The organism is Nocardioides euryhalodurans (assembly GCF_004564375.1).
In the GTDB taxonomy this organism is placed as follows: domain Bacteria; phylum Actinomycetota; class Actinomycetes; order Propionibacteriales; family Nocardioidaceae; genus Nocardioides; species Nocardioides euryhalodurans.
The window spans coordinates 1,749,386-1,772,123 of record NZ_CP038267.1 but is presented as its reverse complement, the minus strand read 5'-3'; the positions used below and the strand labels follow the sequence as shown (position 1 = coordinate 1,772,123).

18 protein-coding genes and 1 pseudogene are annotated in these 22,738 nt (G+C 71.8%); 8 read left to right on the top strand and 11 right to left on the bottom strand.

The window, feature by feature from the left end; genetic code table 11:
• Positions 1–48: 48 nt before the first annotated feature.
• Complete coding sequence (secD, locus tag EXE57_RS08305; protein ID WP_135076265.1) at positions 49–2,319, top strand: protein translocase subunit SecD; 2,271 nt, start codon at positions 49–51, stop codon at positions 2,317–2,319.
• Positions 2,320–2,329: 10 nt separating this feature from the next.
• Here the strand turns inward: secD and EXE57_RS08300 are convergent, their stop codons facing one another.
• The gene (locus EXE57_RS08300) at positions 2,330–3,763 is read right to left on the bottom strand and encodes a glycoside hydrolase family 32 protein (RefSeq protein ID WP_208543011.1); all 1,434 of its coding nucleotides are present in this window, start codon (positions 3,761–3,763) and stop codon (positions 2,330–2,332) included.
• A gap of 6 nt (positions 3,764–3,769) precedes the next feature.
• On the opposite strand from EXE57_RS08300, the gene EXE57_RS08295 reads away from it, so the two are divergent.
• Positions 3,770–5,782 carry an ATP-dependent DNA helicase gene (locus EXE57_RS08295; RefSeq protein ID WP_135076262.1) on the top strand — a complete coding sequence of 671 codons (2,013 nt, stop codon included), beginning with the start codon at positions 3,770–3,772 and terminating at the stop codon, positions 5,780–5,782.
• 19 nt (positions 5,783–5,801) lie between these two features.
• On the opposite strand, the gene EXE57_RS08290 is transcribed toward EXE57_RS08295, so the two are convergent.
• From EXE57_RS08290 to EXE57_RS08270, 5 genes and pseudogenes are all read right to left on the bottom strand, one after another.
• Entirely contained in the window at positions 5,802–7,427 is a 1,626-nt protein-coding gene (locus EXE57_RS08290) for an MXAN_6640 family putative metalloprotease (RefSeq protein ID WP_135076259.1), read from the bottom strand.
• Positions 7,428–7,516: 89 nt separating this feature from the next.
• The gene (locus tag EXE57_RS08285) at positions 7,517–8,758 is read right to left on the bottom strand and encodes an alkaline phosphatase family protein (protein WP_135076256.1); all 1,242 of its coding nucleotides are present in this window, start codon (positions 8,756–8,758) and stop codon (positions 7,517–7,519) included.
• Positions 8,755–10,431: an alkaline phosphatase D family protein gene (locus EXE57_RS08280; protein WP_135076253.1), complete on the bottom strand. Its 1,677-nt coding sequence runs from the start codon at positions 10,429–10,431 to the stop codon at positions 8,755–8,757. The genes EXE57_RS08285 and EXE57_RS08280 overlap by 4 nt, the downstream gene beginning before the upstream one ends.
• Complete coding sequence (locus EXE57_RS08275; protein WP_135076250.1) at positions 10,428–11,180, bottom strand: phosphatase PAP2 family protein; 753 nt, start codon at positions 11,178–11,180, stop codon at positions 10,428–10,430. Before EXE57_RS08275 ends, EXE57_RS08280 begins: the two co-directional genes overlap by 4 nt.
• 100 nt (positions 11,181–11,280) lie before the next feature.
• Positions 11,281–11,876, bottom strand: a pseudogene (locus EXE57_RS08270) (LuxR C-terminal-related transcriptional regulator).
• Here EXE57_RS08270 and EXE57_RS20165 point away from each other — a divergent pair.
• Positions 11,790–11,969, top strand: coding sequence for a hypothetical protein (locus EXE57_RS20165; RefSeq protein WP_244247126.1), 180 nt, complete (start codon positions 11,790–11,792; stop codon positions 11,967–11,969). The pseudogene EXE57_RS08270 and the gene EXE57_RS20165 sit on opposite strands and share 87 nt — an antisense overlap.
• On the opposite strand, the gene EXE57_RS08265 is transcribed toward EXE57_RS20165, so the two are convergent.
• Positions 11,948–13,099, bottom strand: a complete 1,152-nt coding sequence (locus EXE57_RS08265; protein WP_135076247.1) for a sensor histidine kinase — start codon at positions 13,097–13,099, stop codon at positions 11,948–11,950. The two genes, EXE57_RS20165 and EXE57_RS08265, sit on opposite strands and share 22 nt — an antisense overlap.
• A 163-nt stretch (positions 13,100–13,262) precedes the next feature.
• On the opposite strand from EXE57_RS08265, the gene EXE57_RS08260 reads away from it, so the two are divergent.
• A complete protein-coding gene (locus tag EXE57_RS08260) occupies positions 13,263–13,739 on the top strand; it encodes a hypothetical protein (RefSeq protein WP_135076244.1) in 477 nt (158 codons plus the stop codon).
• 21 nt (positions 13,740–13,760) lie between these two features.
• On the opposite strand, the gene lexA is transcribed toward EXE57_RS08260, so the two are convergent.
• Entirely contained in the window at positions 13,761–14,474 is a 714-nt protein-coding gene (gene lexA, locus EXE57_RS08255) for a transcriptional repressor LexA (RefSeq protein WP_135076241.1), read from the bottom strand.
• A gap of 75 nt (positions 14,475–14,549) precedes the next feature.
• Between lexA and EXE57_RS08250 the strand changes: the two genes are divergently transcribed.
• The gene (locus EXE57_RS08250; RefSeq protein WP_135076238.1) at positions 14,550–15,341 is read left to right on the top strand and encodes an SDR family oxidoreductase; all 792 of its coding nucleotides are present in this window, start codon (positions 14,550–14,552) and stop codon (positions 15,339–15,341) included.
• 195 nt (positions 15,342–15,536) lie between these two features.
• On the top strand, positions 15,537–15,869 hold the full coding sequence (locus EXE57_RS08245; RefSeq protein ID WP_135076235.1) for a LysM peptidoglycan-binding domain-containing protein: 333 nt from the start codon (positions 15,537–15,539) through the stop codon (positions 15,867–15,869).
• A 195-nt stretch (positions 15,870–16,064) separates the two neighbouring features.
• Here the strand turns inward: EXE57_RS08245 and EXE57_RS08240 are convergent, their stop codons facing one another.
• The 3 genes from EXE57_RS08240 to EXE57_RS08230 form a co-directional block, all read right to left on the bottom strand.
• Positions 16,065–16,400 (bottom strand): hypothetical protein, encoded by a 336-nt coding sequence (locus tag EXE57_RS08240; RefSeq protein WP_135076232.1) that lies wholly within the window; start codon positions 16,398–16,400, stop codon positions 16,065–16,067.
• 61 nt (positions 16,401–16,461) lie between these two features.
• Positions 16,462–17,112 (bottom strand): hypothetical protein, encoded by a 651-nt coding sequence (locus tag EXE57_RS08235; RefSeq protein WP_135076229.1) that lies wholly within the window; start codon positions 17,110–17,112, stop codon positions 16,462–16,464.
• Positions 17,109–18,743 carry a hypothetical protein gene (locus tag EXE57_RS08230; protein ID WP_135076226.1) on the bottom strand — a complete coding sequence of 545 codons (1,635 nt, stop codon included), beginning with the start codon at positions 18,741–18,743 and terminating at the stop codon, positions 17,109–17,111. The genes EXE57_RS08235 and EXE57_RS08230 overlap by 4 nt, the downstream gene beginning before the upstream one ends.
• A gap of 415 nt (positions 18,744–19,158) precedes the next feature.
• Between EXE57_RS08230 and nrdR the strand changes: the two genes are divergently transcribed.
• Positions 19,159–19,641: a transcriptional regulator NrdR gene (gene nrdR, locus EXE57_RS08225; RefSeq protein WP_135076223.1), complete on the top strand. Its 483-nt coding sequence runs from the start codon at positions 19,159–19,161 to the stop codon at positions 19,639–19,641.
• A 133-nt stretch (positions 19,642–19,774) separates the two neighbouring features.
• The gene (locus EXE57_RS08220) at positions 19,775–22,657 is read left to right on the top strand and encodes a vitamin B12-dependent ribonucleotide reductase (RefSeq protein WP_135076220.1); all 2,883 of its coding nucleotides are present in this window, start codon (positions 19,775–19,777) and stop codon (positions 22,655–22,657) included.
• Positions 22,658–22,738 lie beyond the last annotated feature (81 nt).

Genomic DNA, 22,738 nt, shown 5'->3' with positions numbered 1-22,738 from the left:
ACCACCCCGATTCGGGTGAACCGAGGTCGTCGGGGGATGATGCGCCTCATGTCCCGAGGTGTCCTGCTCCGACTCCTGCTCGTCATCGGCATCCTGGCCGGTGCCGGCGCCATCGCCGTCAACAAGGAGCCCGAGCTGGGGCTGGACCTGCGCGGAGGCGCGCAGTTCATCTTCGAGGTGCAGAGCACCGAGGACACCGAGGCGACCCCGGAGAACGTCGACCGGACCCTCGAGGTGCTGCGCGGACGCGTCGACGCCCTCGGCGTGGCCGAGTCGACGCTCGCCCGCCAGGGTGACAACCGGATCCTGGTCGAGCTCCCCGGCATCACCGACGAGGATGAGGCGGCCGCGGCCGAGGAGCGGATCGGCCAGACCGCCCAGCTCGAGATCCGGCCGGTCGTCGGCACCGTGGCCGACGCGGAGGCCGAGCCCTCCGCCGAGGGCAACCTGGTCCTGCCGACCGACCAGGGCGACGTCATCGAGATGGGTCCGGTGGCCCTGCAGGGCGACCAGATCTCCGGCGCCGAGGCCGCCCAGCCGCAGGACTCCGTCCGCTGGGTCGTCAACGTCGACTTCAACGGCGAGGGCTCCGACGCGTTCGGCGAGCTGTCCGCGGAGGCCGCCTGCGCCCAGGGCGCCCAGAACCGGATCGCGATCGTCCTCGACGACCGGGTGATCTCCAGCCCGGGCGTGCAGGTGCCCTGCGGCTCCCGGATCACCGGCTCGACCGAGATCTCCGGAGACTTCACCCTCGCCGAGGCCCAGGAGCTCTCGGCGCTGATCGAGGGCGGCGCGCTGCCGCTCCCGCTGGAGCTCATCTCCGACCGCCTGGTCGGCCCCACGCTGGGCGAGGACGCCATCGACGCCTCCTTCGAGGCCGGCCTGATCGGCATCATCCTGACCGGCCTGTTCATCACCCTCGTCTACCGGTTCGTCGGGTTCCTCGCGACCGTCGCGCTGGCGTCGTACGCCCTCATCGCCTACGCCATGCTGCTCGCGCTCGGCGCGACCCTCACGCTGCCCGGCCTGGCCGGGTTCGTCCTGGCCATCGGCCTGGCGATCGACGCCAACGTGCTCGTCTTCGAACGGGCCCGCGAGGAGTACGACGACGCCCCCAAGGCCGGCGTCCGCCGCGCGCTCGGGATCGGCTTCAACAAGGCCTGGTCGGCCATCATCGACTCCAACGTCACGACCTTGCTCGCGGCCGGGCTGCTCTTCGTGCTCGCCACCGGCCCGGTCCAGGGCTTCGGTGTGACGCTGTCGATCGGTGTCGTCGCGTCGATGATCTCGGCGCTGGTGATCGCCCGGATGCTCACCGAGGTGGGTGTGTCGATCCCGTGGGTCGCGCGGCGCCCGAGGTTCACCGGCCTCGGCTACGTCAGCAAGGTCCGCGCCTGGCTCGACCGCACCAACCCCGACCTGATGGCGCGCCGCCGTACCTGGCTGGCCGCGTCGCTGGCCGCGATGGCGATCGCGGTGGCCGGTATCGTGACCCAGGGCCTCAACCTCGGCATCGAGTTCACCGGTGGCCGCACCCTCGACTACTCCCTGTCGGAGGAGGTCACCGTCGACGAGGCGCGCGACGCGATCGCGGCGGCCGGCTTCCCCGAGGCCGTGGTGCAGGGTGCCGACACCGCGGACGTCACCGTCCGCACCGGCGTCCTCTCCGACGAGGACGAGGACCGGATCGAGGCGGCCCTCGCAGAGATCGGTGGCGACGTCACCAAGGAGGACGACCAGCAGATCGGCCCGTCCCTCGGTGACGAGCTGCGCGACAAGGCGCTCCTCGCGTTCGGCATCGCGCTGCTGGCCCAGATGCTCTACCTCGCGATCCGCTTCAAGTGGACCTTCGGCGTGGCTGCGGTGGTCGCGATGTTCCACGACGTGCTGCTGGTGGTGGGTCTGTTCGCCTGGCTCGGCAAGCCGATCGACGCGGTCTTCCTGGCCGCGGCGCTCACCATCGTCGGTCTCTCGGTCAACGACACCGTGGTGGTCTTCGACCGGATCCGCGAGCGCTGGCGCGCCTCCCGCGACAAGGGCTTCAACGAGGTCGCCAACCGCGCCTGCATCGAGACGGTGCCGCGCACGGTCAACACCGGCCTGGGGGCGATGTTCATCCTCGCGACGCTCGCGCTCCTCGGCGGCGACTCGCTCCAGGACTTCGCCATCGCGCTGCTCGTCGGCCTGGTGGTCGGCACCTACTCGTCGGTGTTCATGGCGACCCCGCTGCTGACGTACCTCCAGGAGAAGGCGCCGATGTCGCGGGAGCAGAAGGTCAGGCAGGAGCGCAGCCCGGACGACTCCGGCGCGGTGGTCTGAACCCGGCTGCTCACGGGCGGCGCGAGCGAGGTCGCTCCCAGACCCCGTCGAGCCGCCACGCGCGGAGGGTGGCCCCGGCGCCGGCGGTGGTGACGGCGACCCCGAGCGCGTCGGCTCGTGTCGGATAGGTGCGGGCCGTGAGCGGGACCCCACCGGCGAAAACCTCGACGACGGAGTGGTCGACCAAGACCCGCAGCGGCACCCGGTCGTCGCCCGCAGGCACCTCGCCCGAGTGTGCGGTCCCCACGAGGGAGAGGGTCGCCGTGCCGTCCTCCCCGCGGGTCAGGCGGTACGCCGTCTGCTCCTCGCCGTCCGGTGACCGCCGGACGGCGACCTCGACGGCACTGCCGGGTGGGAGGAGCACGTCGAGCTCGAGGTCGAGCTGGTCGCCGGCAACGGTGTCGAGGACGCCGTCGCCCGCCGGCCCGTCGTGGAGGAGGTCGGTCCGCAGCCGGGCCACCTCCTCGACCGGCTCCTGGTGGACGCCGCCGTCCGCGCCGACGGTCAGCAACCGGGGGAGCGACATCGCGCCCGCCCAGCCCGCCTCGACGTACGCCGGCTCGGGCCGCCCCTCCTGGAGCCAGCCGATCACCACCCGACGACCCCGGTCGTCGCGGAACGACTGCGGCGCGTAGAAGGTCGGCCCGCCGAGGTCGAGCCGGTGCAGGGCGGCCGGCTCGAAGCGGTCGCCGGCGTAGGTGCCGGTCCAGCAGAGCGCGTGGTGGAGGACGTCGTCGTCCCAGACCGAGAACATCAGCACGTCCGGCCCGTCGTCGAGCCGGAGCAGGTCGACGCACTCCCAGAGCGAGCCGGTCCAGGCCGGGTCCCCCGGGGCCGGGTCGCCGGCGTCGCCGACCAGCAACGGACCGACGTACTGCCAGGAGCGGAGGTCGGGCGAGCGGTGGAGCAGGGCCGCCCCGCCGCGGCCGCCGACGCCGGAGCCGACGAGCATCCGCCAGCCGTCGTCCTCGCGCCAGACGCAGTGGTCGCGGAAGCCGGGGGCGTCCAGCTCGGGTGGCGGCCCGGTGAGGACCGGGTTGGCGGGGTCCTTGGTCCAGTGGCGCAGGTCGGGGGTGCCGACCGCGAGGCACGCCTGCTGGCGGCCGTCCACGTGCCCGGAGTAGACGAGCGTCGGCACGCCGCCGTCGTCGACCAGCACCCCCGACCAGCAGCCGTCCGCGTCGGCCGCGGTGTCGGGGGCGAGGGCCACCGGCTCGTCGGTCCAGTGCAGCAGGTCGGGGCTCGTGGCGTGGCCCCAGTGGATCGCGCCGTGGACAGGAGCGTCCGGGTTGTACTGGTAGAAGAGGTGGTAGGTCCCGCCGCGCCGGCCCAGGCCGTTGGGGTCGTTGAGCCACCCCGCCGGGGCGACGAAGTGGTACGCCGGGCGGTGCGGGTCGGCCTCCGCCCGCGCCACCATCGGGTCCGGCTGCTCGCGCTCCTCCACAGGTCGATGCTCCCACCGGGACGTGGTCGCCGCACCGTGGGTGGGGACGCCTACTCTTCTCGGGTGCCCGACCCCCAGCCGTCCGTCCCCGAGGTGCTGGCGCGCGCGGTCGGCGCCCTCGGCGGGCAGCAGCGCGACGGGCAGGTGGCGATGGCGGAGGCGGTCGCCGGGGCGATGGGCAACGGCGAGCACCTGCTCGTCCAGGCCGGCACCGGCACCGGCAAGTCGCTCGCCTACCTCGTCCCGAGCCTGCTCCACGGCGACCGGGTGGTCGTCGCCACGGCGACGCTCGCGCTCCAGCACCAGCTGGTCGAGCGCGACATCCCGCGGTTGATGGAGGCGGTGGGGGAGGAGCCCGGGGTCGACACCTCCTTCGCCGTGCTCAAGGGCCGCTCCAACTACGCCTGCCTCCACCGCATCCGCGAGGGCGTCCCCGACGACCAGGGCACCCTCGTCGACGTGCCCCAGGGGTCGATGGCGAGCAAGGTGCTCGAGCTGCGGTCATGGGCCGAGCAGGAGGCCGAGTCGGGCGGCAGCGGCGAGCGCGACGGCGCGCCCCGCCACACCGACCGGGAGTGGCGGCAGGTCAGCGTCGGCCACCGCGACTGCCTCGGCGCCAGCAAGTGCCCCTTCGGGCAGGAGTGCTTCGTCGAGGTGGCACGCGAGCAGGCCCACCGCAGCCACCTCGTCGTCACCAACCACTCGCTGCTGGCGATCGACGCCATCGAGGGGGTGCCGATGATCCCCGACTACGACGTGGTGGTGATCGACGAGGCCCACGAGCTGACGTCCCGGGTGACCCAGGCCGCCACCGACGAGCTGGCCGCCTCCGACGTCGACCGGGCGGCCCGCCGGTCGCAACGACACGTCGACTCCGAGGCCGACGACCTCGCCGACGCGGGAGACGCGCTGGCGGCCGCGATCGCCGAGGCCACCCCCGGTCGCTTCGACTCGGTCCCCGACCAGCTCTCCGATGCGCTGGTGCTGGTCCGCGACGCGGCACGGGCGTGCCTGTCGGCGTACCCCCGTGAGAGCGAGGCGGGCGAGGGAGACGCGGGTCGGCAGCAGGCGCGCGGCACCGTCCAGGAGATCTTCACGACCGCCGAGCGGATGGCGGCGCGCAACGCCGCCGACGTGCTCTGGCTCTCCGAGGGCGGCGACCGGATGCCGCCGCGGCTCCACGTCGCACCACTCCAGGTGTGGGGGCAGATGCGCGACAAGCTGCTCGCCGACAAGACCGTGGTCTTCACGAGCGCGACGCTCCGGCTCGGCGGCGACTTCGGGGCGGTGGCCACCTCGCTGGGGCTCAAGCCCTCGGAGGAGTCGGCCGAGGAGTCCGACGGCGTGGTGCCGTGGCGCGGGCTCGACGTGGGCTCGCCGTTCGACTACGGCACGCAGTCGATCCTCTACCTCGCCCGCCACCTGCCCCCGCCCGGCCGCGACGGTCTCGGCCCGGCCCAGCTCGACGAGATCGCCGAGCTGGTCGACGCGGCCGACGGGCGGACGCTGGGGCTCTTCTCCAGCCGGCGGGCCGCCGAGACGGCTGCCGAGGCCGTACGCCAGCGGCTGCCCCACCTCACGACGCTGGCCCAGGGCGACGCGCAGCTGCCCGAGCTGGCCAAGCAGTTCGTGGGCGACCCCCACACCTGCCTGTTCGGAACGCTCAGCCTCTGGCAGGGCCTCGACGTGCCCGGCGACACCTGCCAGCTGGTGCTGATCGACCGGATCCCCTTCCCACGCCCCGACGACCCGCTGATGTCGGCGCGGGCCAAGGCGGCCGACCGCGAGGGTCGCAACGGCTTCATGGAGGTCTCGGCCACCCACGCCGCGCTGCTGCTCGCGCAGGGTGCGGGCCGGCTGATCCGGACCACCACCGACCGCGGCGTCGTCGCCGTCCTCGACCCGCGGCTCGCGACCGCCCGCTACGCCGGCTTCCTGCGGGCGAGCCTGCCGCCGATGTGGACGACGAGCGACCCCGCCGTCGTCCGGCAGGCGCTGAAGCGGCTCGCTGCGGGCTGACCGGGTCGGGCGGCGGGCCTCAGCGCGAGATGCTGGCGCTGAAGAGCGTGCGGACGTTGTCGTCGCGCGGGGTGCCGTTGCACGCGACCGACGCGCTGTCGCCGTACGGGTACGTCCAGCAGCTCGTCCGCCGGCTGGCGTTGATCAGCACCAGCTCGACGTACCGGACCCGGCGCGAGCTGAAGGGGACCGTCCGGGCGCCCTTGCCGGTGCTCGACAGCCGGATCGTCTCCGTCGAGACACCGCCGCCCTTCAGGAAGCTCACCACCCGGGCCGCCGGCGCGGTGGCACCGGCCGGCATGTCGACCTGGAGCCGCAGCTTCCAGCCACGCCTGCTGGTCCCGGAGCCGGGACGGTAGCGCAGCGGGATGTTGCTGAGGTGGTCGATCCGGATCTCGTACAGGCCGGTGCGACGCCGGTCCGCGCGGAGCCGCCACGTCCGCAGCGGCGCGGCCGGGCGATAGCGGGCCCCCTCGGAGTAGGCCCGGGCGGGGGCCCGGTTGTCCGTGACGAACCGGGCGTAGACGGCGCCGAAGGAGGTCCCGCGCTCGGCCAGCTCGGCGGCGATCGCCTGCGTGGAGTACTGGTCCGGGTCACCGGTCCGGCCGCTGAGGCGCTCCATCAGCTCCACCATGATCGTCGGCAGCCCGCCGGTCTCGGCGGTCCAGCGCTCGGTGAGGTGGCGGAAGAAGAGCCAGTTCCCGTAGTGCATCGAATCCCCGGCAACCCACAGGTCCAGCGGCAGGTACGGCCGGCCCAGCTGCCCGGACGGCAGGTACTGCCGGTTGTCGTCGACGGCGTCGAACAGCTCGTCCTCGGCCCACGCGGCAGTCGCCTCGAGGAACCACGGGTCCTCGTACGCGTCGTAGGCGTACTGGACGGCGTGGAAGTACTCGTGGGCGAGCGTGACCTGCTGGTTCTCCAGTGGCGTGTTCTCCGGGAAGTCGTCGGTCGAGAAGTCCTCGTCGATGGCGCAGTAGGCCCAGCGGTTCCACGGGCCGGTGTCGCCGGGCTGGTCGGTCGTGCAGTAGCCGTAGTAGCCGGCGTTGCCGAGGTCGCCGAGGTAGACGTCGACCTGGTCGGACCCGCCGCCCAGGGTGCCGTCGGAGTCGGGGCGCAGGTAGCCGGCGCCGGTGTAGGTCCCGTGGACCGACTCGGCCGTGGCGAGGGCCTGCTGGACCGCGTCGGGGATCGCGTCTCCGTCGTTGCTGTCCTGCGGCGGCGCGTCGGCGGTCGTGGTGACGTAGTGGATGCAGATGACCGGGCCGCAGACCGGCGTCGCCTCGGGGACGGAGTAGTCGAGGAAGCCGTCACCGCCGTCGGCGGTCGGGCGTGCCAGCAGGGCGTCGGCCCGCCGCTTCTCGGCGGGCGTGAGGTCTGCCCTCACCCGTAGGAGCTGGTTGAGCGCCATCGTGACGTCCGGACGACCCGTCACCTGGCGGCGCGAAGCCCGGGATGGGTCGTTCGCGGCCAGGGCCTCGACGGCCGCGAGCGCGTCGACCGCCGCCTGGCGGTCCGACTGTGGAGCCGTGGCCGGGGCGTCCGGGACGGGCACCGCGGGTGGGGAGGCCGACGCGGGGGCCAGGCCGAGGAGCGAGACGGCGAGCAGGCCGGCGACGGCAGCCGGGAGGAGGCGAGTACTCATGGGGGTTGTCCTAGCCGGGCGGGGGGTGAGGTGCCGAGAATATCCCCGACGGGCCGCCCGGGTCCGGCGCCTCACGCACGAGGACAGCCTCAGGGCAGTCGGTTCCGCCCGTCGTACCCACCCGGCGGCCCGCCGACGCCGAAGAACCGCGACAGCGTCGGCGCCACGTCCATCGTGGTCGCCGCGCGCGAGGACGTCCGGCCCCGCGGCACGAGCGGGTGGCCGCCGGCGATGAAGAACGGGATCGGTCTGGTCGCCGGGTGGCCGTGGTTGCCGGGGATCGGGTTGGAGGTGGGGTCCTCGCTGAAGCGGCGGCCGGCAGCGCAGTAGAGCACCACGTCGCCGGCCTCCGGGCCCAGCCCGAGGAAGGGTTCGTCGCGCCGGTGGGCGCGGATCACGCCGTCGACCGAGCGTGCCGCCAGCTGCATCCGCCCGATCGCCTCGTCCCGGAGCCGTGGTCGGCCGAGCCAGTAGAGCAGCTCCGCGCCGCCGTTCTCGGCGATCGCGACCTTGCCGGCCAGCAGCGGGTCCGCCCCGAGGGCCGGACCGACGCTGATGCGGCCGCCGGGCAGCGACCAGTCCATCGAGTGGTCGGCCAGCACGATCACCACCGAGTCGCGCCACGCGCCCGTGTCCTGCAGGTGGTCGACGAGCCGCTGCACCTGCCGGTCGGTGTCGACGAGGGCGGCCTGTCGCAGCAGGCGCACGTCGCCGCCGGTCACGTCGGAGTGGCCGAAGCGGTCGATGTCGCCGAGGTTGACGAACACCAGGTTGGGGTCGTGCTCCTCGATGATCGAGAGCGTCTCGTCCATCGTGAAGACGTCGGGAACGTGGCCGGAGACCGGGACGTAGGCGTCGGGGACCCAGCGGTAGGTCGCGCGCCGCCCGAAGATCCCGACGAGGTACTCCTTGCTGAGCACGGTCGCGGTCGTGAAGCCGGCCCGACCCAGCCGCTCGAGCACCGTCGGCACCTTGAGGTCGCGCGGGCGGTCCAGGGTGCGGGTCTCGCCGAGCTCGCGGTCGAAGACGCTGTTGGCGGGCACGCCGCTGCGCGCGGGGCGTACGCCACTCATCATCATCACGTGGTTGGGGATGGTCTCCATGATCGGCAGCGACGTGGCCGCCGGGTGGTGGAGGCCGCCATCGCGCAGCCCGGCGAGCGTCGGGGTCAGCGTCGGCGAGACCTCCTCGGGCCGGCAGCCGTCGACGACGAGGACGTACGCCCGCTTGCGGCCGCGTGCGGCCGCGGCCCGGCCGCCGGGCAGCAGGGTGGTGGCGACGACCGTCCCGGCGCTGGTCGTGAGGAGCGTACGTCGGCTCAGGTCGGTCATGCCGGGCCCCCCACGGGGGTGTCGACCTGCTCGATCCGGCCGGTCCCGGAGCGGGTCCGCCACGACGTCTCGTGCCGGATCCCGGCCGAGCGGTCGTCGCGTGGCCCGGTCAGGACGTACCAGTCCATCTGCGCCCGCTCGGGCGTCAGGTCGAGGACCGAGAAGCCGTGGTCGTCGAAGTTGAGGTAGCGGACGTGCCGGTTGTTCGCCCGGATCCCCTCCTCGACCGCGGTGCTCGTCGCACCGGTCGGGTCGCCGGTGATGTCCTTGAGGTTGTTGGAGGTCACCGAGCTGCACACGAACTCGACGCCGGCGGTGCGGCGGGCGGGGTTCTCGTAGGCGTACGTCGCCGCGTCGTAGGGCAGCTCGCACGCCCAGCCGGAGTGGATGTCGCCGGTGACGAAGACGACGTCGCGCAGGCCGCGGTCGGCGATGTGCGCGAAGACCCGGTTGCGGTCGGCGGTGTAGCCGTCCCACTGGTCGGTGTTGTAGGGCACGCCGTCCTCCGGCAGCAGCCCGGTCACGTCGCGGACGGCGCCGGTGAGGGCGTCGGGCAGCGTGCCGAAGTCGACCGGCGCGATCATCACGGGGTTGCCGACCAGCTTCCACTGCGGCCGCCGGTCGAGCGCGCCGCGCAGCCAGGCCATCTGTCGGCGCCCGGTAATGGTGCGCTTGGGGTCGGAGACGGTCGTCGGGTCGGCGGCCTGCTGGCTTCGGTGGGTGCGCAGGTCGAGCATCGAGAGCTGGGCCAGCCGGCCGAAGCGCAGGCTGCGGAAGAGCCGCGTGCCGTCGCGCAGGTCGGCCGTCCCGGAGAGCCGGACCGGCATCCACTCGTCGTAGGCCCGGTGGGCGCGGGCGCGGCGGCGGAGGTAGTCGCCCTCGCCGGGCTGGTGGTTCTCCGCGCCGCGGCGCCACTGGTCGTTGGTGACCTCGTGGTCGTCCCAGGTGACGATCCACGGGGCGACGGCGTGGAGCTCCTGCAGGTCCGGGTCGGTCTTGTACTGCGCGTGCCGCCGCCGGTAGTGGCCGAGGTCGACCATCTCGCGGGGCGGGTCGTGGCGGCGTACGTCGACGTTGCCCTGTCCCATCCCGTACTCGCCGGGGGCGTACTCGTAGAGGTAGTCGCCCAGGCAGACAACGGCGTGCAGGTCGTCCCGCTTCGCGAGGTGCCGGTAGGCCGAGAACCAGCCGGCCTGCCAGTTGGCGCAGGAGACGACCCCGAGGCGCAGGTTGCGCGGGGTGGCGCGGGTCGCCGGGGCGGTCCGGGTGCGGCCGGTGCGGCTGCGGACACCGTCCCAGGTGAACCGGTAGTGGTACCAGGTGGCCGGCCGGAGCCCGGTCACGTCGACCTTGACGGTGTGGTCTCGGCTGGGACCGGTGGCGAAGGTGCCGCGGCGGACGACGTCGCGGAAGCCGGCGTCGCGGGCGACCTCCCACCGGACCGTGACGCGCGGTCCGCGGCCCGAGCCGGGGCTGGCGGCGCTGGTGGGCGTCACCCGGGTCCAGATCACGACCCCGCCGGGGAGCGGGTCGCCGGAGGCGACGCCGTGGGCGAAGACCCGGCGCCGGCGGCCGCCCGCGGCTGCGGTCGGGAGGGCCGGGGCCAGGGTGACGGCGCCGGCTGCGGTGGCGCCCGAGGCCAGGACGGTACGGCGGGGGAGTGCGGTGGTCACGCCCCCTCAACGAGCGGGGTGGCGCCGCGTGACGCCCCGGCCGTGGATGTCACGGCCTGTTCACCTGCCGGCTGCCCGGCGATCTCCCAGGCCGCGAGCACCACGATCCAGCCGACGACCGCGTCGAGGACCCAGTGGTTGCCGGTGCCGACGATGACCACGGCCGTCCCCGCGGCGTAGAACCACCCGAGCGCCCGGAGGCCGGGCCGCCGGACGTGCCGCTGCACGACCAGCGCCACCCACAGCGCCCAGCCGGCGTGGAGCGAGGGGAAGGCGGCCAGCTGGTTGGTCAGCCCGCCGAGCCCCTTCGGGGCCGAGGCCTCCGCACCCCACCAGCCCACGTCCGCATGCAGGGCGAGGACGTCGACGTACCCGTCGAGGAGCCGGGGCGGCGCCATCGGCACCAGCAGGTAGAGGACCAGCCCCAGGATGGTCGCGACCGCGAGCGCCTGCCGGGCGGGCACGTAGCTCGCGGCCCCCCGGCGGTAGAGCCAGACCAGCACCGCGGCCGTCACGACGTAGTGGAGGGTGGCGTACCAGAAGCTCGCCGCCAGCCCGACCAGCGGCACGGCCACGAACCAGCCGGTCAGGGCGTGCTCGAGGTCGAGGCCCACCACCCGCTCGAGGCCGAGCAGCGAGCGGGCGCGGTCAGCCGCCGGCGCGAAGGCGTCGTCGGCGAACAGCCGTGAGGCGGAGTAGCCGACGTAGAGCGCCGCCAGCAGGACGAGTTCGCGAATCCCCCGATTCATGAAGGGAATATATACCGGGTATACCCCTGATCCGCGTCGGGAAACACCCCGAGGCAGCGCCCGATTTCTCGTGGGCCCGCGGGCGGTGAGCCGCGACCGTTCACCGGGTCGGTTCGACCAGTCCCGCCTCGTAGGCGAGCACCACGGCCTGGACCCGGTCGCGCACCCCCAGCTTCATCAGCACCCGGGCGACGTGGGTCTTGACGGTGTGCTCGCTGACGACCAGTCCCGCGGCGATCTCGCCGTTGGACATGCCGCGTGCCATCAGCCGGAGCACCTCGAGCTCGCGGGCGGTCAGGGCGTCGAGGACGTCGTGGGTCACGGAGGTCCGCGGCGCCCGGCGCGAGAACTCCTCGATGAGTCGCCGGGTCACCGAGGGGGCGAACAGGGAGCCGCCTTCCGCCACCACGCGGATGGCGGTGGTCAGCCGCTCCTCGGGTGCGTCCTTGAGCAGGAACCCGCTCGCCCCGGCTCGCAGGGCGTCGTAGACGACCTCGTCGAGGTCGAAGGTGGTGAGCACCAGGACCCGCGGCGGTCGGGGCAGGGCGGTGACGGCCGGGTGGCCTCGATCCCGTCGAGCAGCGGCATCCGGACGTCCATCAGGACGACGTGTGGCTCGAGCGACCGGCACTGCTCGACGGCGGCCCGGCCGTCACCGGCCTCGCCGACGACCTCGAGGTCGGGCTCGGTGGACAGGATCATCCGCAGCCCTGCGCGGACGAGCGGCTGGTCGTCGGCCAGGACCACCCGGATCGTCGTCGCCTCGCTCACGAGTCCTCCAGCGAGTAGGGGAGCCGGGCCCGGACCCGGAAGCCGCCGCTCCCGTTCGGGCCGGCCTCGACGTCGCCACCCACGACGGCAACGCGCTCCCGGATCCCGATCAGGCCGTGCCCGGGGGGTTCGCCCGAGGCCATCGCCCTCGGGCTGCCCTCGTCGACCACCAGCACGGTGAGGGCGTCCTCGGCGTACTCGAGGCGGATCCGGGTCGGCGAGGCCTCGGCGTGCTTGAGCACGTTGGTGAGGGCCTCCTGGACGATGCGGTAGGCCGAGAGGTCGACGCCCGGCGGAACGTCGCGGTCGACACCGGACACCTCCAGCGCGACCGGGACCCCCGCGGCGCGCACGTGGTCGACGAGGTCGTCCAGGTGGGCCAGCGAGGGCTGAGGGGCGTGGGGGTCGACCCGCCCGTCGGGCTCGGTGTCACGCAGCACCGCCAGCAACCGTCGCATGTCGCCCAGCGCCGCGGTGTTGGTCTGCTCGATGGCGTCGAGCGCATGCCGGGCTGCCTCGGGGTCGCTGTCGAGGGTCCGTCGGGCGCCGCGGGCCTGCAGCACGGTCACCGAGATCGCGTGGGACACCACGTCGTGCAGCTCCCGCGCGATCCGGGACCGTTCCTCGGCCACGGCCCTGGCAGCCCGCTCCTCCTGCTGGACGACGAGCTCCCGGTTGGCGCGCGCGAGGTCCCCGCGCAGCCGGAGCGCCAGCCCGGTCGCCCACGGCCCACCCACGAAGAGGGTGCCGAAGACGATGTCGCCGGCGGCGAGGGGGTCGCCGTCGTTCAGGACGAACCACGCGGTCATCAGGCAGACCAGGGGCACGGCGACGACCACCTCGAGCCCGCGCGTGTGCGCCCCCAGGGAGAACAGGGTGATGAAGAAGATGAGCACGAACGTCGTCGAGCTGTTGTCGATCCCGGGGGCGTACCGCGTCAGGGCCACGAGAGCGAGCCAGGTCGCGAGGAACGCGGGAACGGGCTGTGTACGACGCCACATCAGGGCCCCCGCCGCGACGGCGGCCAGCGGCGCCGCGCGGGACAGGTCCGCGGCGTCGTACACCGCCAGCTCGCCGAGGAGGCCGACCGCAGCCAGCGCGGCGATCACGGGATCCCGGTGCCGAGACAGCCATGCGCGTCCCCTCATGACGACACGGTAGGCCCGCCCGGTCGCCCGTGACGTCACTCCCGGGAATGACTCCCGCGTGGTCCGGGAGAGCGATCCGGGTTCGCTGTCAGGGGTGACGACCCCGGTGCCCCGGACGGCAGAGACTCCGGGACATCAGCAGTCCCTACCTCGAGGAGTCGTCATGACCACCACCACCGCACCATCTCGCTCCGCCACCCCGACCTCGCGACTCGTGGCTCCGGCCGCCGCCGTCGCACTGGTCACCTCTGCGGCGTTCACCGCCCTCGGCGTCTTCGCCGACGGGACCGACGGGGCCGACCACAGCGCCGGCGGGTTCCTCGTGGTCCTCGCCGTTGCGGCGGTCGCCGTGGGGATCGTCTTCGGCCTGGTCGTCCCCCGCACGCTGGCGGGGACCCGGTCTGCTGCCGTCGGCCTCGGGCTGTCGATCACCGGGCTGCTGCTGGTGCTGGTGTTCTGGTCCGGGCTGACCCCGCCGCTGGCCATCGCCGGGATGCTGCTTGGCACCCACGCCCGGCGTACCGGGCAGCGTGCGGGTGCCGGTGGCACGGCGGTCGCGATCGGAGCGCTGGCGCTGCTCGGGTACGTCGCGGTCTACGTCAGCGACTGGATGGCGACCAACAACCTCGCCGGCATGTGAGGTCGGTGGCGGGGGTCCTGCTCAGAGGCTGCGCAGGACCGCCGTCACCTTGCCGAGGATCGTGGCGTGAGTGCCGTCGATCGGCTCGTAGGCGTCGTTGTGGGGGAGCAGCCAGACCTGGCCGGCCTTCCTCTGGAAGGTCTTGACCGTCGCCTCGCCGTCGATCATGGCGGCGACGATCTCGCCGTTCTCGGCGGTCGCCTGCTGGCGGATCACGACGTAGTCGCCGTTGCAGATCGCCGCGTCGACCATCGAGTCGCCGGAGACCTCGAGCAGGAACAGCTGGCCGTCGCCGACGAGCTGCTTGGGCAGCGGGAAGACGTCCTCGATCCGCTCCTCGGCCAGGATCGGACCGCCGGCCGCGATCCGACCGACCACCGGGACGTAGGAGGCTGCGGGCGTCGCGTCGCCGACGCCGGTCTCGTCGTAGGAGGTCTCCTCCGCGGAACCGAGGCTGCGGCGCGCAGCCATCACCTCGGGGAGGAACACCTCGAGCGCCCGGGGCCGCTTCGGGTCGCGCTTGAGGAAGCCCTTCTCCTCGAGCGTCTTGAGCTGGTGGGCGACGCTGCTGGAGCTGGTGAGACCGACGGCCTCACCGATCTCGCGCATGCTGGGCGGATAGCCCCGCTTCTCGATCGCGTCCTTGATGGTGGCGAGCACCTTCTGCTGCCGGGCGGTCAGCCCGGTGGCGTCGGGGGGACCGTCGGGCAGCTCTGCGACCTTCTTCTTCGCCATGGCAGGAGGGTCCCACTCCGCGCCGGGGATTTCAAACACCTGTTCGAAAGGCGTGTCGTGGCAGACTCCGCGGCCATGCAGCAGACGAGTGTCGTCGTGACCGGTGCCGCTCGGGGGATCGGGCGCGCGATCGGCGAGCTGATGGTGAGGCAGGGTCACGGGGTGGTGCTCACCGATCTCGACGGCGCGGGCGCGGCCGACACCGCGGCCGAGCTCGGTGCCGAGGAGGGGCTGACCCACGACGTACGGAACCCGGCCGAGCACGCGGCCGTCGCGGAGGCGGCGCTCGACCACGGTCCCCTGGTCGCGTGGTTCAACAACGCCGGCGTCGGCGACGACGGCCGGCTCGCGGAGCAGTCCGAGGAGCAGGTACGGCGGCTGGTCGAGGTCAACCTGCTCGGCACCCTGTGGGGGATGCGGGCGGCGCTGTCGGCCTTCGGTTCGCGCGGCGGTGACATCGTCAACACCGCCTCGCTCGCCGGACTCGGCCCGGTCCCCGGCTACGGCGTCTACGCCGCCACCAAGGCCGGCGTCGTCTCGATCACGGCCTCGGTCGACGCCGAGACCCCGCGACGGGTGCGCTGCCACGCGGTCTGCCCCGACGTGGTGCAGACCGCGATGCTGACCGAGGGTCACACCCACGACTCGCTCGGCTCGCGGCTGGCCCACTCCGGCGGCCGGATCCTCACCGTCGAGGAGGTGGCCCGCGAGGCGGTCTCGCTCGTCGGCTCGCGACGGGTGCTGCTCAGCGTCCCGCGCTGGCGCGGCGGCCTGGTCCGCGCCTCTGCCGTCGCACCGTCGGTGTCCAAGCAGGCGATGCGGGTCGTCGAGGCGCAGGGTCGGAAGGCGATCGCCCGCCAGGGCTGAGCCTCCGACGGGTCGGTCGAACATTTGTTCGGCCAGGTCCTTGATCTGTTCGAACACGTGCTCTACCGTCGTACACGTGTTCGATCGAACGTCTGGTCGATCCACCGGCTCCGGAGACGTTGTCAGTGGTCACCTCCAGACTCTCGATCGACACCACGACCGACAGGCTGACCGCCACTTCCCCAGGAGGTCCCGATGAGCACGATGACCCTGAGCCCCACCCCGACGATCACGTCCGCGGTGCGCCTGACGCGCCGCGGCCGGCTGGTGGTCTTCGCCGCCGGACTGCTGGTGGTGCTGGCCCTCGGCGTGCTCTGGGGCAGCGGCTCCGTCGCCACCGAGCGACCCGGCACCCCCGAGTCGACGCTGGTCGTCCAGGTCGAGCCCGGTGACACTCTCTACGACCTCGCGGCGAGCATCACCACCGAGGGCGACGTCAACGCGATGGTCGAGCGGATCGAGGACCTCAACCGCCTCGACTCGGCGGTCCTCTACGCCGGCCAGAAGCTGCGGGTGCCGACCAGCTAGACCGGCCCCCAGACCCACAACTGAATATCTTCCACCGGCAGCTGCTGACTCGACCCCAGCAGCCGCCGGTGGGCCGGGGAAGACGAGGGGTGGGCCACACGCTGGCCCGCCCCTCGCGGCGTCTGCCCCGGTGTTTCGCCGCGTGTGCCTGAGACCGGCGCATGCACCGTTCTCAGGCACACGCCGCGAGGTGTCTCAGCGCGAGGCCCGCCGCCCGCCGACCGGACGCGGCGGCTCGGCCGGGGTCGTGGGGGCAGCAGGACGCTCGGAGGTGATGCCGAGCATGCGCAGCAGCCGCGCCACCAGCATCAGGCCGATGAAGAGACAGGCGACCGCACCGAGCGAGGCGGCTCCGAGGTAGATCCACGCGTCCTGGTCGCCGTTGCGGGCCTGGACGCCGAAGTCGATCGCGGCCTTGACCAGGTAGCCCCACGCGATCACGCCGACCGTGATGCCGAGGGAGAGGAGCAGGGTCGCCGGGCGGAGGTTCGACCGCTTCTTCTTCGGTCCGACCCGCTTCCCCTGTGCCACGGGCACATTGTGTCCGATGCCGCCACGTCGTGCAGGGGGAGTCCCGAAGACGTGGCGGGAGTCACCGGTAGAGGTCGCCGATCAGCTTGTGCGGCGGAAGCAGCTTGTCCTTGCCGAGCATGAAGGTGCGGTACGCCGCGTTGCGCTCGTTCGGGTCCTTGGTCGCCGCCTCGACGGCCGTGATCTTCTGGCAGAACAAGTCGCGGAGCCGCTTCATCTGCGGCTCGTACTGCTTGACGTCCGGGTTGGCGTGCCCGGCGCACATGGTGGTCGAGGCGCCGTAGGCGGTGCACTCGAACCTCATCATCGCGGCGTAGTCCACCGGCGGCCTGTTGCCGTTCTTGCGGAAGTCCACGATGTGCTCGGCTTCGTGGTGCAGCACCACGAAGAGGGCGTTGGCGTCGGTCGAGGCGGACTTGCTGACGTAGATCTCGGTCCCCGAGTTGGTCCAGGCCGCGAAGCTGCTCCGCTGGATGGCCGCGGACGGCGCCTTGGACAGGTCCTCGATCGTGACGGCCGCCCCGCCCACCACCCCGGCGAGCTGGTTCTGCCACACGCTGCGCGCAGCCGTCACGTGCGCGGGCGGTGCCTTCGGCGGCGCGGGCGCCTTGGGCGCTCCCTTCTTCTGCGGCGCGTCCGCGACCCGCTTGCCCTGCGCGACGGCGCGGTCGCCGTAGGAGAGGACCTTCTCGGCCGTCGTGACGTCGTTCATGGCTGGGGGGCAGGAACGGCGGGCCCGGGGGAGACACCGCCGCTCCCACCCGCGGGCGCACTGTCGTCCGCACAGCAGCAGCAGTGACACCCGAAGGTGCACCCCAGCAGCTGCGCAGCGATGGCGCCCTTGGTCTCGTCCCCCGCATCGATCACCTGGTTGACGAGAGCCACCTGTGCGGCCTGCGCCTGCTCCTTGGCGACCTCGGCCTCCCGGCGCTCGACCTCGAGCTGCTGGAGCTGCTCGGCGTAACCGTCGAGGGCCGGACCGTTGCCGAGCAGCGCCTCGACGATGACGCCCTCGGTGCGCATCACCCGCCGGTCGACCTTCAGCAGCACGCCGGGGACCTCGTACGACCTGCCGCGCTCGTCGGTGAAGCCGGCCGTCAGCTCGGTGTCGAACCGGCGATAGACGTCGCCGGGGGTGACCTCGACCTCGTCGACGACGTCGATCGGCACGCCGTCACGGTTCCGTACGGCGGAGAGCTGCTCGAGGATCACGTCGCGGACCGGTCCGCGGTGGGCCGGGTCGACGACCTCGGCCAGCAGCTGCTCGAGCCCGGACAACGGGTACTCGCGACGCGAGGACCCGTGGCCGTCGAAGTAGCCGATCCGGACGTCGGTCAGGTGGAGGAACGTCACGAACTCCTGGTTCATCTGCCGGAAGACGAAGTTGAGCGTGCGGGAGAGGTTGATGTTCTCGACCTGCCGCTCGGTGGCCAGCTCCTCGCCCTCCTTGTCGGTGACCTCGTAGCTGGTGTTGATCTCGACCTCGCGCTTCGCCGAGGCGCGGGCGGAGTGTTTCTCGGTCGCGTTGGAGACGTTCTTGACCGACTCCTCGCGGGCGGCGTTGGTCGAGCCCTTGACGCCCGCCTTCACGCTCGCGCTGCCCCAGCCCCACCCGGCGCTGGCCTCGGCGTCGGCGTAGTACTCCTTGGTCTGCTGGAAGGAGCGCTGGTCCGACTGCTCGGTCGTCAGCGACTTCTCGAGGTCGGTCGCGCTCTCCTGGGTGAGCGAGTCGAGCACGCTCGAGGCGTCCTTGCGGGTGCTCTCGCGCTGGCGGTAGGTCTTCACGCTGATCTTGGTGACCTCGCCCGGGAGCAGGGTGAACGTCTTCACGATCCGCCCCGCCCCGTAGTCGCCGAGGAACGAGGTCATGCGCAGCGTCTCGACGAGGTAGAGGTGGGGGTCGGGCTGCGGCGGCACCGGGACGGTGGTGATGAGCGGGCTGCCGAAGAGGTCGACGCCCTTGACGACGTGGAAGCCCTGCGCGACCTGGTCGGCGATGCCGTCGAGGACGTCGTCGTCGATGTCGGGTGGGGGAGGGAGCGGGGTGTCGCCGGCCGGCCGCATCGCGACGGTCACCGGCAGCGACGGCAGCTCGGAGCGACGCGAGCTCCCCGTCCGGAGGTACGCCGCCACCTCGGTGCGGACCTGGTCGGTCGACTGGTTCTCCAGCGGGGTGGCACGCGAGACCGGCTGGGCCGCGCGGGCGGCCTGGGTGAAGACGTCGTCCTCGAAGTCGAGCCGGATGAAGTTCTTGCCCTCGTAGCCCGTCGGCTCGGGGATGTCGTAACGGACGACGGGTGCGGTGCCACCAGGTTCGAGCTGGATGAGTGGTGGGTCGGCCATGGTGTCCCCCCGGGGTGGCTCGATCTCCCGAACTCGTCCACGCTACGCCCGCGTGCTAGGCCCGGCAATGGTCCGGAACGGGTGGTCTGAACAGGCCACCGGGTGGTTTCCGCAGGCTCCGACACGCCGGTCGCGGAGGCCTCGCAGGGGCCCTGACCTGCGCGGATGGATCCCACCCCGAAAAGCGTTGGAATCATTGTCGGGTTCGCTTGCGCGGCCGTAGGACCGGGGCGTACGGTTACCACAACATCTAGTAGTTACACCGGTGTGGTTCTCCACATCTAGTCCACAGGGGCCAGGTGTGTGGTGCACAGCACGTGACAACTAGTCCACAGGAAACAACCCCGGATCCACAGGCCGACACCCCGCCAGAGGGTGTCCTTGTCGACCCGCCAGACGCCGAGAGGAGGCCGCGATGCACTGCCCCTACTGCCGCAGCACCGACACCCGGGTCGTCGACTCGCGCGTCTCCGAGGACGGCAGCGCGATCCGCCGCCGGCGTACGTGTGCGGCGGAGAGCTGCGGCAAGCGGTTCACCACCGTGGAGCTGATGCAGCTCACCGTGATGAAGCGGTCCGGGGCCACCGAGCCGTTCAACCGCGAGAAGGCCGTCGCCGGCGTCCGCAAGGCCTGCAAGGGCCGCCCGGTCTCCGAGGACGACCTGGCGTGCCTGGGCCAGCAGGTCGAGGACGCGCTGCGGCTCAGCGGGTCCGCCGAGTTCCCGGCCCACGAGGTCGGGCTGGCCATCCTCGGCCCGCTGCGCGAGCTCGACGAGGTCGCCTACCTCCGCTTCGCGAGCGTCTACCGCGCCTTCGAGTCGGCTGCCGACTTCGAGGCCGAGATCACGATGCTCCGCGCCGAGCGAGCGTCCGCGCCACAACCTCAGCCCACGGGCTGACCCCAGACGGGCCCGGCGTGCGTAGTGGGGAAGCTGCGTGCGCCGGGCCCCACCAAGCAACAGCAGAAGTGTCGGTGGCGAGAGCCATCATCGGAGAAGAACACCACCACCAGGGAACAGGGGAGCACCCAACATGACGGAGACTGTCAGCGGCGCACGGACCGGAGTGAAGATCGAGCGGGTCTTCAGCACCGAGGGTGTGCACCCCTACGACGAGATCACCTGGGAGCGTCGCGACGTCGTCCAGACCAACTGGAAGACCGGCGAGACCGTCTTCGAGCAGCGCGGTGTCGAGTACCCCGACTTCTGGAGCGTCAACGCCTCCACGATCGTCACCACCAAGTACTTCCGCGGCGCCGTCGGCACCGAGGCCCGCGAGCAGAGCCTCAAGGAGCTCATCGACCGGGTCGTGACGACGTACCGCAAGGGCGGCGAGGACCACGGCTACTTCGCGACCGAGGCCGACGCCGAGCTCTTCGAGCACGAGCTCACCTGGCTGCTGGTCCACCAGTACTTCTCGTTCAACTCGCCCGTCTGGTTCAACGTCGGTACGCAGTCGCCGCAGCAGGTCTCCGCCTGCTTCATCCTCTCGGTCGACGACTCCATGGACTCGATCCTCAACTGGTACAAGGAGGAGGGCTTCATCTTCAAGGGCGGCTCCGGTGCCGGCCTGAACCTCTCCCGCATCCGCTCCTCCAAGGAGCTGCTCTCCTCCGGCGGCACCGCCTCCGGCCCGGTCTCCTTCATGCGCGGTGCCGACGCCTCCGCGGGCACCATCAAGTCCGGTGGCGCGACCCGTCGTGCGGCCAAGATGGTCGTCCTCGACGTCGACCACCCCGACATCGTGGAGTTCGTCGAGACCAAGGCGCGCGAGGAGGACAAGATCCGCGCGCTGCGCGACGCCGGCTTCGACATGGACCTCGGCGGCGCCGACATCACCTCGGTGCAGTACCAGAACGCCAACAACTCGGTCCGTGTCAGCGACGAGTTCATGCGGGCGGTCGAGGAAGGCACCGACTTCGCGCTGCGCGGTCGCAAGCACGGCGAGGAGATCGAGCGCGTCGACGCCCGCGAGCTCTTCACCAAGATCAGCAAGGCCGCGTGGGAGTGTGCCGACCCGGGGTTGCAGTACGACGACACCATCAACGACTGGCACACCAACCCGGAGACGGGCCGGATCACTGCGTCCAACCCGTGCTCGGAATACATGTCGCTCGACAACTCCTCGTGCAACCTGGCGTCGCTGAACCTGCTGAAGTTCCTCAAGGACGACGACACCTTCGACGCCGAGCTGTTCGCGAAGGCCGTCACGGTGATCATCACCGCGATGGACATCTCGATCTGCTTCGCCGACTTCCCGACCGAGGCGATCGGCGACACCACGCGTGACTACCGCCAGCTCGGCATCGGCTACGCCAACCTCGGCGCGCTGCTGATGGCGATGGGCCTCGGCTACGACTCCGACGGCGGCCGCTCGATGGCTGCGACCATCACCTCGCTGATGACCGGTGTCTCCTACGCCCGCTCGGCCGAGATCGCCGGCGTCGTCGGCCCGTACGCCGGCTACGCCCGCAACGCCGAGGCCCACAAGCGCGTGATGCGCAAGCACCAGGCGGCCAACGACACGATCCGGACGATGCACGTCGCCGACGCACAGGTCCACAAGCTCGCGACCAAGGCGTGGGCCGACGTGATCAAGGGCGGCGAGAAGCACGGCTTCCGCAACGCCCAGGCCTCGGTGCTCGCGCCGACCGGGACCATCGGCTTCATGATGGACTGCGACACCACCGGCATCGAGCCCGACTTCAGCCTCGTGAAGTTCAAGAAGCTGGTCGGCGGCGGCTCGATGCAGATCGTCAACCAGACCATCCCGCGGGCGCTGACCAAGCTCGGCTACCAGCCCGAGCAGGTCGAGGCGATCGTCGCCTACATCGCCGAGAACGGCCACGTCATCGACGCGCCGGGCCTCAAGACCGAGCACTACGAGGTCTTCGACACCGCGATGGGCGCCCGCTCGCTCAAGCCGATGGGCCACGTGCGGATGATGGCGGCCTGCCAGCCGTTCCTGTCCGGCGCGATCTCCAAGACGGTGAACCTGCCGGAGTCGGCCACGATCGAGGAGATCGAGGACATCTACCTGCAGTCATGGAAGCTCGGCCTCAAGGCGACGGCCGTCTACCGCGACAACTGCAAGGTCGGCCAGCCGATGTCGAGCGGCAAGGGCGAGAACAAGGGCACCGACTCCAACGTCTCGAAGCAGGACGCCGAGGCTGTCGAGACCAAGGTGGTCGAGAAGATCGTCTACGCCCCCACCCGCAAGCGGCTCCCGAAGTCGCGGGTCTCGCGGACCACGAGCTTCACGGTCGGCGGTGCCGAGGGCTACATGACCTCCGGCGCCCACGACGACGGCGAGCTGGGCGAGGTGTTCCTCAAGCTGGGCAAGCAGGGCTCGACCCTGGCCGGCGTGATGGACGCCTTCTCGATCGCGGTCTCGATCGGGCTCCAGTACGGCGTGCCCCTGGAGACGTACGTCTCGAAGTTCTCCAACCTGCGCTTCGAGCCCGCCGGCCTGACCGACGACCCCGACGTGCGGATGAGCCAGTCGATCATGGACTACATCTTCCGCCGCCTGGCCCTGGACTACCTGCCCTTCGACAAGCGCGCGGCCCTGGGCATCTACTCCGCCGAGGAGCGCCAGCGCTACCTCGAGACCGGCTCCTACGACCCGGTCGAGGAGACCGGCTCCGCCGCCGAGCTCCTGGAGGCCCCGTCCTCGGAGGTCGAGGTGTCCCCGGTGGTCGAGGTGCGAGGCGCCCCGGCGCCGAGCCTCGAGACCCCCGCAGCGGAGGCAGGACAGGAGCCCAAGAAGCAGGCCCACACGAGCGCCGAGCTCCTCGAGCAGATCACCGGCCACGCCGTCGACTCCCCGCTCTGCATGACCTGCGGGACCAAGATGCGGCCGGCTGGCTCGTGCTACGTGTGTGAAGGCTGCGGCAGCACCTCCGGCTGCAGCTGATGTGAACGGCCACGCAATGTCCCGGGTGGCCTAGCCACGAATGTCCCAGTCTCGGACAGGAATGTCCCAGATGCGGCCACT